The sequence below is a fragment of the Croceibacterium selenioxidans genome, assembly GCF_018599195.1.
In the GTDB taxonomy this organism is placed as follows: Bacteria; Pseudomonadota; Alphaproteobacteria; order Sphingomonadales; family Sphingomonadaceae; genus Croceibacterium_A; species Croceibacterium_A selenioxidans.
On the sequence record NZ_JAHFVK010000002.1, the window covers coordinates 153,635 to 168,623 of the forward strand.

A 14,989-nucleotide genomic window follows, 5' to 3' on the forward strand; every position below is an offset into this window, starting at 1 on the left:
TTAGACGTTCAGCCGATCCAGGCGGCCACTTCGCCGGCCACTTGGTTGGCGGCCTGATTCAGCGCGGGCCCTACCGAAACCGCCTCCGCCGCCGCTGGGACGCGACTTTCGAAGCGGCGTGATTTGACCGTGCCGTCAGGCATTTGCAGCACGGCGTCGAAGCGGACCACGGCGCTGCCGGTGGCGACGTCATAGCCCATGTCGAGGAGCTGGCCGGACAACCGCGTCTCAGCCGCGTGACCGAGGTCGCCTTCGTTGAGCACGAGCCGGTTGCCCTTGGCGCGTACCGTCTCGGCAATGAGATCCCTGAATAGCCGCGCGGGCTTCTCCACCCAGGTCGCGTCCTGCAGATAGGCCAGGTTCGACGCGTCGATCTGCACCGGGACCCGCGTGACGTTGAGCCGCTGGTCGGTGCCGGGCTCGAAGATCGCGATGGCCGACTTCGCCTGCCCCGTCGCGCTCGCGCCGGCCGGAGCCGGGCTCTGCGGCGTCAGGGTGAGCAGTTGATCGGGGACTTCCCCGCCCAGACTCAGGCAGCCGGCGAGCGGAAGTGCCAGCATGGCGGCCAGCAGGCCCCTGTTCAGCATGTGGTGCATTCCCTTGGCCCTCATGGCTTGTAGTCCGGCAGGCGATTGCCCCCGATGATCGCACCGGCGCCGCCGTTGTCGATCCGCTCGGTCACGGCGCGCAGGGCCTCGCTGGTTCGCCGCAAATCCTGCAGCGTGGCGTTGGCGATCGGCAGTGTCGTGTTGGCGAGTTCGCGGGCTGCGGGGCGCGTGTCGTTCAGCGTCGTTTCGAGCGCGGTGGCCGCGGCCTGAGCGCGTTGCATAGTGGTCCGCAATTCGGCCGCCAGGCTTTGGCCATCGCGGTTGATGAGGCTGTCCGTCGATGCAAGCGTCTTCTCGAACGCGTTGAGCGTGCGAGTGGACTGGGCCAAGGTCCCCTGGAGTTCGACCAGCGCCGCCTTCAATTCCGGCGCCATGTCGGCAAGCTGGGCGCTCATGCGGTCTGTGTTGGCGAGAATTCCGGTGATCGAGGCCTGGTTCTCGTCCGAGAGCAGCCGGGTAAGACGATCGGTCAGCGTCGCCAGGCGCTCAAGCAAGAGCGGCGCGCTGGCGAGAATCTGGCCGAGGCCGCCGCGTTCGGCCGGGATCACAGGCACACCTTCGGGTCCGGGCTCGGTGATCGGCGGTTGCCCCTTCGCGCCACCACTCAGCGACAGCGTGGAAACGCCGGTGAAGCTGGCGGAGATTGTAGCCGTCGTGCCCTGGAGCACCGGAATTTGCGGATCGAGCTGGACGCGCACCCGCACGAATTCGGGATCCTTCTTCCACAGCTCGATCTGGCTGATCTGCCCGGCCGGCACACCCTGGAACGTCACCCCCGATCCCCGGGCGAGACCCGCCACCGATTGGGGGAAGAAGATGTCGTATTCCTTGCGGCTATTGGCGCCAAGTCCGGCGATCCAGATGATGGCCGCCAGCACCACGGCGAGCAGGGTCAAGGTGATAGCCCCTACCCAGACATAGTTGGCTCTTGTCTCCATCGGCGTGCCCTATGCCTTTCCGTCGGCGCCCTTGTCCACGGATTTCCCGCGGCCGGCGGCTTCTGAAGTTGCCCGCGCCGCGCGGCTGCGCGGCCCGTTGAAGTACTCCTGGATCCAGGGATGATCGGTCTTGAGCAGCTCCGGGATCGTGCCCACCGCGATCACCTCCCTGTCGGCGATCACGGCCACGCGGTCGCAAATCGCATAGAGGGTATCGAGATCGTGAGTGATCAGGAAAACGGTAAGCCCAAGCGTATCGGTTAGTTCCCGCGTCAGGGAATCGAACATCGCCGCGCCGATCGGGTCCAGGCCGGCGGTCGGCTCGTCAAGGAACAGCAGCTCGGGATCGAGCGCGAGTGCCCGGGCGAGACCGGCGCGCTTGCGCATGCCGCCCGAAAGCTCGGACGGATACTTGGCCGCCGCCTCTTCCGGCAGGCCGCTCATGACCACCTTGTAGCGGGCGATCTCGTGCCGCAGTTCGGCGTCGATTTCCGGAAAGAACTGCTTGAGCGGCACCTCCACGTTTTCGGCGACGGTCAGCGTCGAGAACAGCGCCCCGCCCTGGAACAGCACGCCCCAGCGGCTGCGGACCGAGCTTTCCTCGTCCGGCATCACGCCGATGGTGTTCTTGCCGAACACCCGGATTTCACCTTCGTCCGGCATCTGCAGGCCGATGATCGAGCGCATGAGCACGGACTTGCCCGTGCCCGAGCCGCCGACCACGCCCAGAATTTCCCCTCGCCGCACTTTCAGGGAGAGGTTTTCGTGGATCACCTGGCTGCCGAAGCTGTTGCGCAGTCCTTCGATCTCGATCGGGTACTCGCCGTCGAAGTGCCCGACTACGTCCGAGCGCGCCTCGTCGAGGACATCCTCGAGCAGCTCCTCGTTTTCGATCTCGTCGATCATCCCCAGCCGACCTCCGAGAAGAACACAGCGAAGAATGCGTCGAGCACGATTACCATGAAGATGCCCTGCACCACAGCCTTGGTGGTGCGCAGGCCGACGTCTTCCGAGTTACCCTGGACCTGCATGCCCTGGTAACACCCGGCGAGCGCGATGATCAGGCCGAACACCGGCGCTTTCACCAAGCCGACCCACAAGTCGTGAATCGGCACGACTTCCTGGATCCGGCTGAGGAAGGTCATGAAGGGAATGCCGAGCGTCAGGTCAGCGATGAACGCGCCGCCCACGATCGCGAGCAAGGCCGAATAGAAACCGAGCAAGGGCATCATCAGGACCGCGGCGAGAATGCGCGGCACGATCAGCGCTTCGAGCGGAGCGACGCCAATGGTGCGCATCGCGTCGATTTCTTCGGTCAGCTTCATCGTGCCGATCTGCGCGGCGAAGGCGGAGCCCGAACGGCCGGCGACCATGATCGCGGTCATGAGCACGCCCAGTTCGCGGAAAGACAGGCGACCGGTGAGGTTGATCGTATAGATTTCCGCCCCGAACTGCCGCAACTGCGCCGCGCCCTGCTGCGCGATTACGATGCCGATGAGAAAGCTCATCAGCCCGACGATGCCCAGCGCGGACACGCCGACGAGGTCGAACTGCCGGACCAGCGCGCGATAGCGGAAACGCCGCGGGTGGCGAATAACCGCACCCAGGGCGACGATCACGGCGCCCAGAAAACCGAGGAACCGGAGCACGCCCTGGCCGAAGGCGACGACCTTGCGTCCCGTGTCATCGAGCACCCGGGGGATGACAGGCAGCCGCGGCGGCTCGATCGGTGCGGTGCTGGCACTGTCGCGCACGGCCTGCAACAGGATGTCCGCCTGTTCGCTCGCTCCGACGATTACCGCATTGTTCTCGTTGGCGAAGCGGTACACCGTCCAGGCACCGATGGTGTCGATGTCGCCGGTCCGCGACATGTCGATTTCCTGCACCGGATCGGTCATCGCGCGCAGCTTGCGATCGAGCAACGCAATCGTGGAGACGAGTAGCGCGCCTTCAAGCACCACCGTCATGCGGCCACCCGCTTCTTCTACGGTGAAGTCCGCCCAATCCCGCATAACGGCATGCTATGCTTCGAAAACGCTTTCGCGGCAAGAACAACACGCTACGGCTAAACGCTGAAAACGCTTCCGGGCAAACCCGACATTGCCCTGCGCCGGGGACGCTGGCAAAGGCGCTTCCCAACATGACCAGCGAGCTATCCAAGACATTCGACCCCGCCGCGATTGAGGCGAAGTGGTATTCTCATTGGGAAGAGAATGGCCTGTTCCGCCCGGAACGGCCGGACGCCCAGCCGTTCACGATCGTGAATCCGCCGCCGAACGTGACGGGCAGCCTGCACATCGGCCACGCGCTCGACAACACGCTGCAGGACGTGGTCGTGCGTTACGAGCGGCTGCGCGGCAAGGACGCGCTGTGGGTCGTGGGCACCGACCACGCCGGCATCGCCACCCAGATGGTCGTCGAACGCCAGCTCGAGCTGGCGCAGGACAAGCGCACCAACTACTCGCGCGAGGAATTCGTGGCGAAGGTCTGGGAGTGGAAGGCCGAAAGCGGCGGCACGATCACCGGCCAGCTGCGCCGCCTGGGCTGCTCGATGGACTGGAGCCGCGAGCAGTTCACAATGGACCCGCACTTCACCCGCGCCGTGGTGAAGGTGTTCGTCGATCTCTACAACCAGGGCCTTATCTACCGCGACAAGCGGCTGGTGAACTGGGACCCCAAGCTCAAGACAGCGATCTCCGACCTCGAGGTCGAGACGCAGGATATCAAGAGCGGTTTCTGGCACTTCCGCTATCCGCTGGCCGACGGGGTCACGCTCGATAACGGCGCCGACCATATCGTCGTCGCCACCACTCGTCCGGAGACGATGCTGGCCGACATGGCCGTGGCGGTGAATGCCGAGGATCCGCGCTACAAGTCGGTCATCGGCAAGGATATCCTCCAGCCGATCACCGGGCGCCGGTTCAAGATCGTGGCCGACGAACATGCCGATCCCGAGCTGGGCTCGGGCGCGGTGAAGATCACGCCCGGGCATGACTTCAACGACTTCGACGTAGGCAAACGCGCCGGGATCAAGCCCGGCGAAATGCTCAACATGTTCGATGCCGAAGCGCGCGTGGTGCAGACGCAGGACGGGCTGATCCCGGCCGAGTTCCTCGGCAAGGACCGCTTCGACGCCCGCAAGCTGGTGGTCGAGCGGATGAAGGAACTCGGTTTCCTGGTGCCGCACATCGACAAGGACGGCAACGAGCACGACGCCGAACCGCGCGTGGTCGCGACCCCGTTCGGCGATCGTGGCGGCGTGGTGATCGAGCCGTGGCTGACCGACCAGTGGTACGTCGATGCCGAAACCCTCGCCCAGCCGCCGCTACAGGCGGTGCGCGACGGGCGGATCGAGATAGTCCCCAAGAGCTGGGAGAAGACGTTCTTCAACTGGATGGAGAACATCCAGCCGTGGTGCGTCAGCCGTCAGCTTTGGTGGGGGCATCGGATTCCGGCCTGGTATGCCGACGACGGCAGCGTGTTCGTCGCCGAGACCGAGGAAGAGGCGCAGACCCTGGCCGGCAACAAGGCGTTGACCCGCGACGAGGACGTCCTCGACACCTGGTTCTCCTCTGCCCTCTGGCCCTTCGCCACGCTCGGGTGGCCGGAGCAGGAATCTCCTCTCCCGCTTGCGGAAGGGGTCGGGGGTGGTCCTGTGGGCACAGGCGCAACCGCGGACACACCCACCCCTAACCCCTCCGGCAAGCGGGAGGGGGACTTGCTCGCCAGGCATTACCCCAACGACCTGCTGATCTCGGGCTTCGACATCCTGTTCTTCTGGGACGCCCGCATGGCAATGCAAGGCATGCACTTCATGGGCGAGGTACCGTGGAAGCGGCTCTACCTTCACGGCCTGGTGCGCGCGGCGGACGGGCAGAAGATGTCCAAGTCCAAGGGCAACGTGGTCGACCCGCTGGGCCTGATCGACAAGTTTGGCGCCGACGCGCTGCGCTTCTTCATGGCAGCGATGGAAAGCCAGGGCCGTGACGTGAAGATGGATGAGAGCCGCGTCGAAGGTTACCGCAACTTCGCGACAAAGCTCTGGAATGCCACGCGTTTCTGCCAGGCGAACGGGATCGGGGCAAGCAGCTCGGTCGCGGCCCCGGCGGCCACCACGGCAGTCAACCGCTGGATCATCGGCGAGGTGGTCGAAACGCTGGCCGAGCTCGACAAGGCCATGGCCGACTTGCGCTTCGATGCGGCCGCCAACGCGATCTACCAGTTCACCTGGGCGACCTTCTGCGACTGGTATCTGGAACTGATCAAGGGCCAGATCGACGATGAAACCAAGGCCGTGGCCGGGTGGGTCCTCGACCAGATCCTGGTCATGCTGCACCCCTTCATGCCGTTCGTGACCGAGGAACTGTGGAGCGCTCAGGGCGAGCGGGACTACGACCTGATTGTGGCGAAGTGGCCCGCCCCCGAAGCGGCGGTCGATTCCGCAGCAAAGGGCGAGGTCGACTGGCTGATCGCCCTCACCGGCAATCTCCGCGCCGCGAAGAACGAGCTCGGCATCGCGCCGGGCGCGAAGTTGGAAGCCTTCCTGGCCGAGCCTTCGCCAGTCGGCCGGGCGGCGATCGAGAAGAACCCCGGCGCGATCGAGCGACTGGCCCGTCTCTCCGGCATTCGCTTCGAGAATGCTCCCGGTGGCGCGGCGCTGCAGGTGTCGGCGGGGTCGGACCAGTTCGTCATCCCGCTCGACGGGATCATCGACATCGACGCCGAGAAGGCCCGTCTCGCCAAGGCGCGCGAAGCCTCTCTCAAGGAACGCGACAGCCTCGCCAAGCGGCTGGAGAACCCCGCGTTCGTCGAGAAGGCCAAGCCCGAAGCCGTCGAAAAGGCCCGCGCTGACTACGCCCACCACGCGGCGGAAGCGGAGCGGCTGGAAGCAGCGCTGGCGCGGCTGGGGTAATTCGCCGGGCGAGAGGTGCCGCCGCGAGGGCCAGCTAGCGCTGGCTGCGGGCTGCTAGTGTCGCGGCGCGAAGGCGGCATGCGCGAGAAGGGTCTCGCTGCCTCCTTCGGCTTTGGCATAGCGTTCGAACAGTTCCCTCAACTCCTTCGCGAGCGCGTCCCGCTGCTGTCGGCTGAGTTTGAAGGTCTGCCAAAGTTCGATGGCCTTCGGCGCATGCTCGGGCTCGTCACGCACGAGGGTCACCATGAGGTTGCCGCGAGCGTCCGACGCATAGCGCAACGACATGTCCCTGCGGCTCCTCTGCAGTAGGTTGCGCAATTCCGCCGCCAATCCTTCTCCGGGTAATTCGCCGAGAAATTCCTGCGGCACGAGGAAGCTCTGCGCAATCGCCCGGAAAAAGCGGATGGGCCGCCCCCCGCGCGCCTGCTCGCGGCTCACGTGCAGAAGCTCGGCATCGAGCAGGCGTGTGACATGATAATGCAGCTTGGAGAGGGTCTGGCCCGAGTGCCATCGCAGATCGGTCAAGCTCCGTTCCTGGGCCACGCAAGCCATGAGCAACCGCGCCCGCAACGGATTTTCCAACGCGGCTGCCTGGGCCGGATTGGCGATCCGCATTTCGCTACTTTGGGCGGCTGATTGCATTTGAAGTAGCCTAGCCCCTAGCTTCGGCTCTGCCAACAAAGGAGAGATGGATGCCGCAGTCTTCCCTCAAGCTGATACTGCTCTTCACCGGCTCGATCGCGCTTATGGGACAGGCCCAGCCTGGCTCGCCGCCGCCCTCAGCTTCACCGTCGCTTCCAGGAGACGACCTGTTCGCGCAGGGCCGGTTTGACGAAGCCACCCCGGTTTACGAACAGGCCGCTGCTGCAGCGCCCAATTCAGGGCAGGCGCTCGCCCGCGTGGCGCGCATGCGCCTCTACGAGGGGCGCGAGGACGAGGCGATCGAGCTGGCGCGCAAGGCGCTGGCGCTGGCGCCTGGCGACCCCATCGCGACGACGACGCTGCGCGTCGCGACCGAACGGCAGCGCAACTTCGGCGCCGACCTTTACCAGATCGAGGCCCCCGCCGGTGCCATCTCGGTACCCTTCGTGATTACCGATCCGTTGCCGGTGGTGCGCGTGAAGATCGGCGGGCGCGAGGCCCAGTTTCTCATCGATACCGGCGGGCCGGATATCGTGCTCAGGCGGCCGTTCGCCGAAGCGCTCGGACTGCCACTGACCGATGCGGGGATGGGCATTTTCGCCGGAGGACGGCAGGCACAAGTCCAGCGCACAGTCGTCCCGGAACTCGAGATCGGCGGCGTGCGCATCCGTAATGTTCCCGCCGGGGTCAATGCCGCTTCGCTGCAGCTTCCGGGGGTGGCACTCGACGGCGTGATAGGGACGGGTCTGCTGATGCACTTCCTGTCGACGATCGATTATTGCCAGGGCCAACTGGTGCTGGCGCCTCGCAGCTCCGCCAGCGAGTTCGGGAAGAGGGCAGCGGCGACGGGTGCGAACAGTGTGCCGTTCTGGCTGGTGGGCGATCACTTCATGTTCGCGCGCGGGAAATTGAACCAGGCCGACGGGCTGTTCCTGATCGACACCGGCCTTGCGGGCGGCGGGCTGGCAGCACCCAAGGCGACACTCGAAGCCGCCGGCGTCACCGTGGACGAGAGCAACACCTTGACCGGCCAGGGCGGCGGCGGCGCCGTGCAATTCGTGCCCTTCACCGCCGCGGCAACACTCGGAAACCTCACACGCGCCGATCTGCGGGGCGCCTATATGGCCAGCGGGAATCCCCTGGCCGGATTTCCGTTCGTCTCCTCCGGGATCATCTCCCACAGCTTCTTTCGCGATAGTCGCCTGACGTTCGATTTCGACGCCATGAAGCTGGTGACCGAGAGCTGCTGAACCAGCGCCCTCGCCGCTTTGACGAGGGTCTGGAAAACTTTCCTACAAGCTCTGTTTCTGACAAGGCCAAGGCGATGACTCGATCCGCGGCCCCGTCTGCGCAGTTTTTGAGCTGCACGTTCCCCTACCTGGCGCGGCCCATCGCAGGCAAGGTGACACTTTTAGGCCCCAAGGTGACACTTTTTCGGTTTACGCCAAGAACCGTGTCACCCCGTCACCCCTTGTCAACTTACACACTCGGGCTGGCCGCATCGTGCCGCTGACTCTGGCCACGACCACTCCGGGCGAACCGGAGATCTTCGCCTCCCTGCAAGGCGAGGGTCCGAGCATGGGCAAGCCTTGCGCTTTCGTGCGCCTCTCCCGCTGCAACCTCGCCTGCGTCTGGTGCGACACGCCGTACACCTGGCATTTCGAGGGCGACAACCGCCCCCACCGGGGCGGCGAGACCTACGAGCGTAAGGCCAACCAGCTCACGCTTGACGAAGCGGAGGTCGCCGCGCGCATCGCCGCGCTCGGCAAGCCGCGTCTCATCGTCACCGGTGGCGAACCGTTGCTGCAGGGACCGGCCCTCGCCCGGATGCTCGCGCTGCTGCACGACACGAAGGTCGAGATCGAAACCAACGGTTCGGTCGCGCCGACCGACGCACTGGACGCGTTGGTCGATCAGTACAACGTCAGCCCGAAGCTGGCGCACTCGGGCAACCCTGCCGATCTGGCCCTGGTGCCGGACCGGCTCGCACACTGGGCGCAAGAGCCGCGCGCGTTTTTCAAGTTCGTGATCGCCGAGCCGGCTAACGTTGAGGAAGTCCTGAAACTGGCGGAAACCCACGCCATTCCCTCATCGCGCATCTACCTCATGGCGGAGGGCACCGACACTCGGACGCTCGAAGCGCGCGAGCAGTGGTTGGCGGAACTTTGCCTTTCCCACAATTTGACTCTGTCCAAACGCTTGCACATCCAACTCTACGGCGACACTAGAGGTACATGAACAAGCCCGCGCCCGCGCCGTTTAAAGGCGACCTCACCGAAGGTCCGGTTTTCAAGACATTGCTGCTGTTCAGCGTACCCATGCTGCTCAGCAATATTCTCCAGTCGCTGAGCGGTACGATCAATTCGATCTGGGTCGGACGGCTGATCGGTGAAGAGGCGTTGGCGGCAACGGCCAATGCCAACATCATCATGTTCCTGGTCGCCGGTGCGGCGTTCGGCTTCGGTATGGCCGGAACGGTCAAGATCGGCCAGCGATATGGCGCCCGCGATATCGATGGAGCGCGCAAGACCTTCGGTACGGTGGTCGGGTTCTCGGCGGTGCTGATGGCGGCGATCGCGCTGCTCGGCTACCTCACCGCGCCCGCGCTACTGACCGCGCTGCACACGCCGGGCGGGGCCTATCCCCTGGCGCTGATCTACATCCGGCTGATGTTCGTCTCGATGCCGTTCATGATGGTCTCGGTGATCCTGACCATGGGCCTGCGCGGCACAGGCGACGCGCGCACGCCGCTGATCTTCATGGGCGTGACGGTGGCGATCGACACGGTGCTCAACCCGATTCTGATCGCCGGTGTCGGCCCGTTCCCGGCGATGGGCATCGCCGGTTCGGCGACCTCCACCATCATCGCCAGTCTGGTCTCGTTCCTGGGCATGTTGATCTACGTCTACGCCAAGGACCTGCCGCTGCGGCTGCGCGGAAGCGAGCTCGGCTACCTCAAGCCGCAGCGGGAGGAGCTCGGCTTCATCATCAGCAAGGGCATCCCGATGGGCGCGCAGATGCTGGTGATGAGCGCGGCGGGCATCATCATCGTGGGCCTGGTCAACCAGGAAGGCCTGCTGATGACCGCCGCCTACGGCGCGGCGATGCAGCTGTTCACCTACATTCAGATGCCGGCGATGGCCGTCGGCGGGGCCGTCAGTGCGATTGCCGCCCAGTACATCGGGGCGCGGAAGTGGGACCGGCTCGATCATATTACTCGCGCCGGAGTGACGATGAACTTCGTCATGACCGGTGTGCTCACAGTCCTGCTGCTGGTGTTCGACCGCGCCGCGCTGGTGCTGTTCCTCGGCCCCGAAAGCCCCGCGGTTCCGCTCGCGCGGCACATCCAGCTGCTCGCCGGCTGGAGCTTCATGGTGTTCGGCGTGACCATGGTGTATTCGGCCACGATGCGTGCCGGCGGTGCGGTGTGGGTTCCGCTGCTGATCATCGCCATCGCCCTCTACCCCGTGCGCCTGGGCTTCTATTGGCTGACTTACGAGCGGCTCGGCTCGGACGCGATCTGGCTGTCGTTCCCGGTCGGCTCCCTCGCAGGACTGGTGCTCGGCTGGGGGTTTTACCACTACTCCGGCTGGCGCAAGCACGCGATGCCGGAAACGAGCGACGAAGCGCAGGAGCAAGCCAATGCCGACGGCGAACCAGCGGGCCGAATGGTCCCGGGCGGCTAAATCCTGCCTGTCGGCGTAGCCGACGGGGACATGGCAGGCGCCGCAGGCGGTTGACGAAGGGGCGAATGGCACTCCGCCGGCCCCTCCACCCTCAGCTGCACGGAGGCTTCCTCTCCCCGTGAGGCGGCGCCTCACAGGGAGGACCACCCCTTACGGCCGCCGCATCAGCAGCGAGGCCCATCCTTCGATGATCAGCGACACTCCCAGGAAGATGCCAGGCATGAACACGCCAAGGCTCGGCAAGCGGAAGACCAGCCAGACGCCGCACGCAAGCGTGATGACACCCGCGACGAGCACCCAGCCCCAGGCCCTGGCCGGCTTTGCGGTGAAGGCGAGCCAGATCTCGCCAATGCCCTGAAGGATCAACAGCCAGGCGAGCAGGACCGTGAGAAGGATCGCCGCGCTCACTGGCGCGAACCAGAAGCCCAGGCCGCCACCCACGTAGAGCAAGCCCAGCAAGAGGTGGAGGAAGAAGCTGCCCCAGCTCTTCGAAAAGGCGTGGATGATCCGGGCAATGCCTGAAACGATCAGCGAAGCCCCGACGATAATCGTGAGCGCCCAAGTCGCGGCGAGCGGCGAAAGGATCGCGAGCGTACCGGCGATGATGAAGACAATACCCATCAAGATACTGGTGCCCATTCGCTTGTTGGGGGCGTTGGGTGCGGTGTCTGCCGCTTCGGTAGCTGTGTTCATAGTCAGTCCTCCACTGGATCACGGATGATTGGACAGGTCATGCAATGTCCGCCGCCCCGGCCCCGGCCGAGTTCCCCCCCGGCGATGGTGATCACTTCGATCCCCGCCTTGCGCAGCAAGGTGTTGGTGTAAGTGTTACGGTCATAGGCGAAGACCACGCCCGGGGAGGCGCACACGAGGTTGGCGCCGCTGTCCCACTGGGTCCGCTCGCGCATGTAGGCGGTACCGCCAGTCTCGACGACGCGCATCTTCTTGACGCCAAGCGCCTCGGCGACGGTCTCGATGAACGGGCCCTTGTCCTTGTGCAGAGTGACGGTGCCCGGCTTGTCACCTGGACGGTACGAGAACGCCTGAACCTTGTGGACGATGTCCGGGTAGAGCAGCACGCAATCGCGGTCGGCGAAAGTAAACACCGTGTCGAGATGCATCGCCGCGCGCAGCTTGGGCATGGCGGCGACGATCACCCGCTCGGCCGCGCCTTGTTCGAACAAAGCAGCGGCGAGCTGGCTGATCCCCTGGCGGGAGGAGCGCTCGCTCATGCCGATGAGCACGGTGCCCTTGCCGATCGGCATGACGTCGCCGCCTTCGATCGTGGCAAGCCCGTGGTTCTCGAGCGGATTGCCCCACCATACTTTCACCTTGCCGGCGAAGTCCGGGTGGAAGCGATAGATGGCGGCGGCGAGGATCGTCTCCTCATGCCGGGCGGGCCAGTACAGCGGATTGAGCGTGACCCCGCCATAGATCCAGCAGGTGGTGTCGCGAGTGTAGAGCGTGTTCGGAAGCGGGGGCAGCAGGTATTCGTTGACGCCCGCCGCCTCTCGGATGAGGCCCAAGGTCTCGCCGCCGATGGCCTCGGGAAATTCCTCGGTCGAAAGTCCGCCAATTAGCGTTTCGGCCAGTTCGCGCGGCGGGAGGCCGTCGAGGTAGGAGCGGATCTCCCCCAGCAGTTCGAGGCCCACTTCGTTAGCGACGACTTCGTGGTCGAGGATCCAGGCCTTGGCCTCCGGAATGGCGACCGTTTCGGCCAGCAGGTTGTGCATCTCGACTACTTCGATCCCGCGGTCGCGCATCTTGGCGACGAAATCGAAGTGATCTCGCTTGGCCACATCGACCCACAGCACGTCGTCGAACAGCAGGTCGTCGCAGTTGCTGGGTGTGAGCCGCTGGTGTGCGCGGCCCGGCGCGCAGACCATGACCTTGCGAAGCTGACCAACCTCGGAATGAACGCCGAATGGTAATGCCGTGGTCATCTATCGATACCTCCTACGCGGTTTTGGCCCATCAGATCTGCACCACGCCCTTGGCGAGCAGGACGATGCCGATCACCGCAAAGGCCAGGATGATCAGGAAAACGATGAGCCCCGGCTTGGTGAACACCGGTGCGTTCTGTTCACGCCGCGCGATGAAGTAGAGTGCGGTTGCCGGGGCGAGGAGAATACAGGCGAGGAACAGGAAGACGTATCCCGCCGCCCAGATCAGGAACAGCGTATAGGCCGTAGAGACAGCGGCGATCGCCATCTCGCGGTTGCGGCTGCCTGCCGCACCGGCGCCGTATCCGTCCCCCTGCCAGGCGATCTTGAGCGCATAAGCACTCGCGAGTGCGAACGGCGCCAACGAAAGCGCCGCTGTCAGGTCCAATGTGAAGTCGAGCGCGTTCTCCGCGAACTGCACCGCAAACAGGATCACCGACACGAAGACGGAGGTCCAGAAGACCGCGCGCTCGGGAACTTCGGCGCTGTTGAGCCGGGCGAAGTGGCTCGGCATGTCGGAGTCCTTCGCCGCCGCGTACATGACGTCGGCGGCCAGCAACTGCCAGGCGAGGTAGGCGCCGAGCACCGAGACGATGAGGCCGAGCCGGATGAAGGTCCCGCCCCATGGGCCGACCGCCGTTTCGAGCACGCCCCCGACCGAAGGTTGCGCCAGCCGGGCGATCTCGGCGGCAGGGAGGATGCCATACGAAAGGATGGAGATGGAGGCGAACAGCGCGAGCACGCTGAGGAACCCCAACACCGTCGCCTTGCCCACGTCCTCGCGCCGCTTGGCGTAACGGGAATAGACGCTCGCTCCCTCGATACCGAGGAACACGAAGACGGTGATAAGCATCGTGCCCTTCACCTGATCAAACAGCGAATGTCCGCCGGGAACGTCGTACCCTCCGGTGAGGTTGTCGGCGAAAACCTTGCCGTCGAAGAAAACGACAATGAGCACCAGGAAAAGCGCCAGCGGGACCAGCTTGGCGATCGTGACGATATAGTTGATCCAGGCCGCTTCCTTCACTCCGCGACTGATAAGGAAGTAGTACCCCCACACCGCCACCACCGAGACAAAGAACGCTGGCCAGGTGTCTCCATTGCCGAATGTGCCCGACAGCTCGGGAAACAGCTGCGAAACGGTGGTCATGATGAGCACCCAGTAGAAGGCGTTCCCCGCACAGGCCGAAGCCCAGAAGCCGATCGCGGAAAGGAACCCTGGATAGACCCCAAATCCGGCGCGGGCGTAGACGTAGACTCCGTTGTCGAGGTTGGGCTTGCGGATCGCGAGCGTCTGAAAGACAAACGCCAGCGCCAGCATGCCCGTGCCCGCAATGGCCCAGGCGATAAGCGCACCGTAGACGCCCGTGACAGTCGCAAAGCGCGCCGGAAGCTGGAAGACCCCCGCTCCGACCATCGAGCCCACGACCATCGCGGTCAGGGCGGGAAGGGTCAGCTTGTCGGTGGCCTTCTGGATTGTTTCATCCGGCATCGATTGTTCCCTCCGTTGTCGATGTCACCGTCACGAGCGCGGCCGCGAGACTGCGCCCGCGCCCGCCATCGATCCGATGACGAGCGCGGGCTGGATAAAGAGTGGCATTCTCCGTTGCGTCTGGTCCGGCATTCAGCGCCCCCTGGACCTGGCCCGTTGGACTTCGTGTTCCCCCTCTTGGGTCACGATCGGGATCAGCGACGATCCACTCTCGCGTTCTCCGCGGTGCCGGTGACACGCACGCGGTCGCCGACGCGATAGTCGCGCGCATTGCCCGGCTGGACCAGCGAGACCGTCTCGCCTGAGTCGAGCTGGATCACGAATTCGACGCCTTGCTGGCGACCCGCTCCCTGAACCGTGCTGCCGGCGGCGCCGCCAGTCACCGCACCGGCCGTCGCACCGGCGATGTTGGCCACGGTGCTACCACCGATCGTGCTGCCGACGGCACCGCCGATCACGGCCCCGGTAATGGCACCGAGCCGAGTGTTGCCCGGCCGAATGTCGACCCCGCGAACCGCGGTGATCGTGCCGAACTGGACCGGCTGTATCTGGCCGGCCGTGGCGGCGCTGGCATTGGTCGGGGAAGTTTTACAGGCGGAAAGGGGGGCGACCACGGCAAGCGGTACCGCGATCATCAGGATCACTCTTTTCATCTTATTCTCCTCACAGACAGTGGCCACTTGGCGCTGAATGCGGCGATCGCGTGCCACGAAGACGATCGTCGCGGGTGATGCCGATCCGTTGAGTGGTAACGGGACTTGGAACTCG

Annotated in this window: 13 protein-coding genes; 4 read left to right on the plus strand and 9 right to left on the minus strand. The window is 65.0% G+C overall.

Going from position 1 to position 14,989, the window contains the following annotated elements; genetic code table 11:
* Positions 1–8: 8 nt before the first annotated feature.
* Genes KK137_RS09605 through KK137_RS09620 form a run of 4 tightly spaced genes read right to left on the minus strand, consistent with a single transcriptional unit; the run spans position 9 to position 3,558 of the window.
* Positions 9–587 (minus strand): ABC-type transport auxiliary lipoprotein family protein, encoded by a 579-nt coding sequence (locus KK137_RS09605; RefSeq protein WP_214536225.1) that lies wholly within the window; start codon positions 585–587, stop codon positions 9–11.
* Between the two features lie 20 nt (positions 588–607).
* Complete coding sequence (locus KK137_RS09610) at positions 608–1,546, minus strand: MlaD family protein (protein ID WP_214536226.1); 939 nt, start codon at positions 1,544–1,546, stop codon at positions 608–610.
* A 9-nt stretch (positions 1,547–1,555) separates the two neighbouring features.
* Positions 1,556–2,452: an ABC transporter ATP-binding protein gene (locus KK137_RS09615; protein ID WP_214536227.1), complete on the minus strand. Its 897-nt coding sequence runs from the start codon at positions 2,450–2,452 to the stop codon at positions 1,556–1,558.
* The gene (locus tag KK137_RS09620; protein WP_214536228.1) at positions 2,449–3,558 is read right to left on the minus strand and encodes an MlaE family ABC transporter permease; all 1,110 of its coding nucleotides are present in this window, start codon (positions 3,556–3,558) and stop codon (positions 2,449–2,451) included. Before KK137_RS09620 ends, KK137_RS09615 begins: the two co-directional genes overlap by 4 nt.
* 128 nt (positions 3,559–3,686) lie before the next feature.
* Between KK137_RS09620 and KK137_RS09625 the strand changes: the two genes are divergently transcribed.
* On the plus strand, positions 3,687–6,458 hold the full coding sequence (locus KK137_RS09625) for a valine--tRNA ligase (RefSeq protein ID WP_214536229.1): 2,772 nt from the start codon (positions 3,687–3,689) through the stop codon (positions 6,456–6,458).
* A 54-nt stretch (positions 6,459–6,512) separates the two neighbouring features.
* Here KK137_RS09625 and KK137_RS09630 read toward each other — a convergent pair whose 3' ends face one another.
* Positions 6,513–7,100 (minus strand): helix-turn-helix domain-containing protein, encoded by a 588-nt coding sequence (locus KK137_RS09630; protein ID WP_214536230.1) that lies wholly within the window; start codon positions 7,098–7,100, stop codon positions 6,513–6,515.
* A 50-nt stretch (positions 7,101–7,150) separates the two neighbouring features.
* Here KK137_RS09630 and KK137_RS09635 point away from each other — a divergent pair, with 50 nt between their 5' ends.
* The 3 genes from KK137_RS09635 to KK137_RS09645 all read left to right on the plus strand — a co-directional run bounded on the left by KK137_RS09635 (position 7,151) and on the right by KK137_RS09645 (position 10,786).
* Positions 7,151–8,350 carry a retropepsin-like aspartic protease gene (locus KK137_RS09635; RefSeq protein ID WP_214536231.1) on the plus strand — a complete coding sequence of 400 codons (1,200 nt, stop codon included), beginning with the start codon at positions 7,151–7,153 and terminating at the stop codon, positions 8,348–8,350.
* A gap of 253 nt (positions 8,351–8,603) precedes the next feature.
* Complete coding sequence (locus KK137_RS09640; RefSeq protein WP_214536232.1) at positions 8,604–9,338, plus strand: 7-carboxy-7-deazaguanine synthase QueE; 735 nt, start codon at positions 8,604–8,606, stop codon at positions 9,336–9,338.
* The gene (locus KK137_RS09645) at positions 9,335–10,786 is read left to right on the plus strand and encodes an MATE family efflux transporter (protein ID WP_214536233.1); all 1,452 of its coding nucleotides are present in this window, start codon (positions 9,335–9,337) and stop codon (positions 10,784–10,786) included. The genes KK137_RS09640 and KK137_RS09645 overlap by 4 nt, the downstream gene beginning before the upstream one ends.
* A gap of 150 nt (positions 10,787–10,936) precedes the next feature.
* Here the strand turns inward: KK137_RS09645 and KK137_RS09650 are convergent, their stop codons facing one another.
* From KK137_RS09650 to KK137_RS09665, 4 genes are all read right to left on the minus strand, one after another.
* Entirely contained in the window at positions 10,937–11,479 is a 543-nt protein-coding gene (locus KK137_RS09650; RefSeq protein WP_214536234.1) for an HdeD family acid-resistance protein, read from the minus strand.
* A 2-nt stretch (positions 11,480–11,481) separates the two neighbouring features.
* Positions 11,482–12,729 carry an arginine deiminase gene (arcA, locus tag KK137_RS09655; protein ID WP_214536235.1) on the minus strand — a complete coding sequence of 416 codons (1,248 nt, stop codon included), beginning with the start codon at positions 12,727–12,729 and terminating at the stop codon, positions 11,482–11,484.
* 31 nt (positions 12,730–12,760) lie between these two features.
* Positions 12,761–14,221 carry a basic amino acid/polyamine antiporter gene (locus KK137_RS09660; protein WP_214536236.1) on the minus strand — a complete coding sequence of 487 codons (1,461 nt, stop codon included), beginning with the start codon at positions 14,219–14,221 and terminating at the stop codon, positions 12,761–12,763.
* Between the two features lie 194 nt (positions 14,222–14,415).
* The gene (locus KK137_RS09665; RefSeq protein WP_214536237.1) at positions 14,416–14,874 is read right to left on the minus strand and encodes an outer membrane lipoprotein; all 459 of its coding nucleotides are present in this window, start codon (positions 14,872–14,874) and stop codon (positions 14,416–14,418) included.
* Positions 14,875–14,989: the final 115 nt, after the last annotated feature.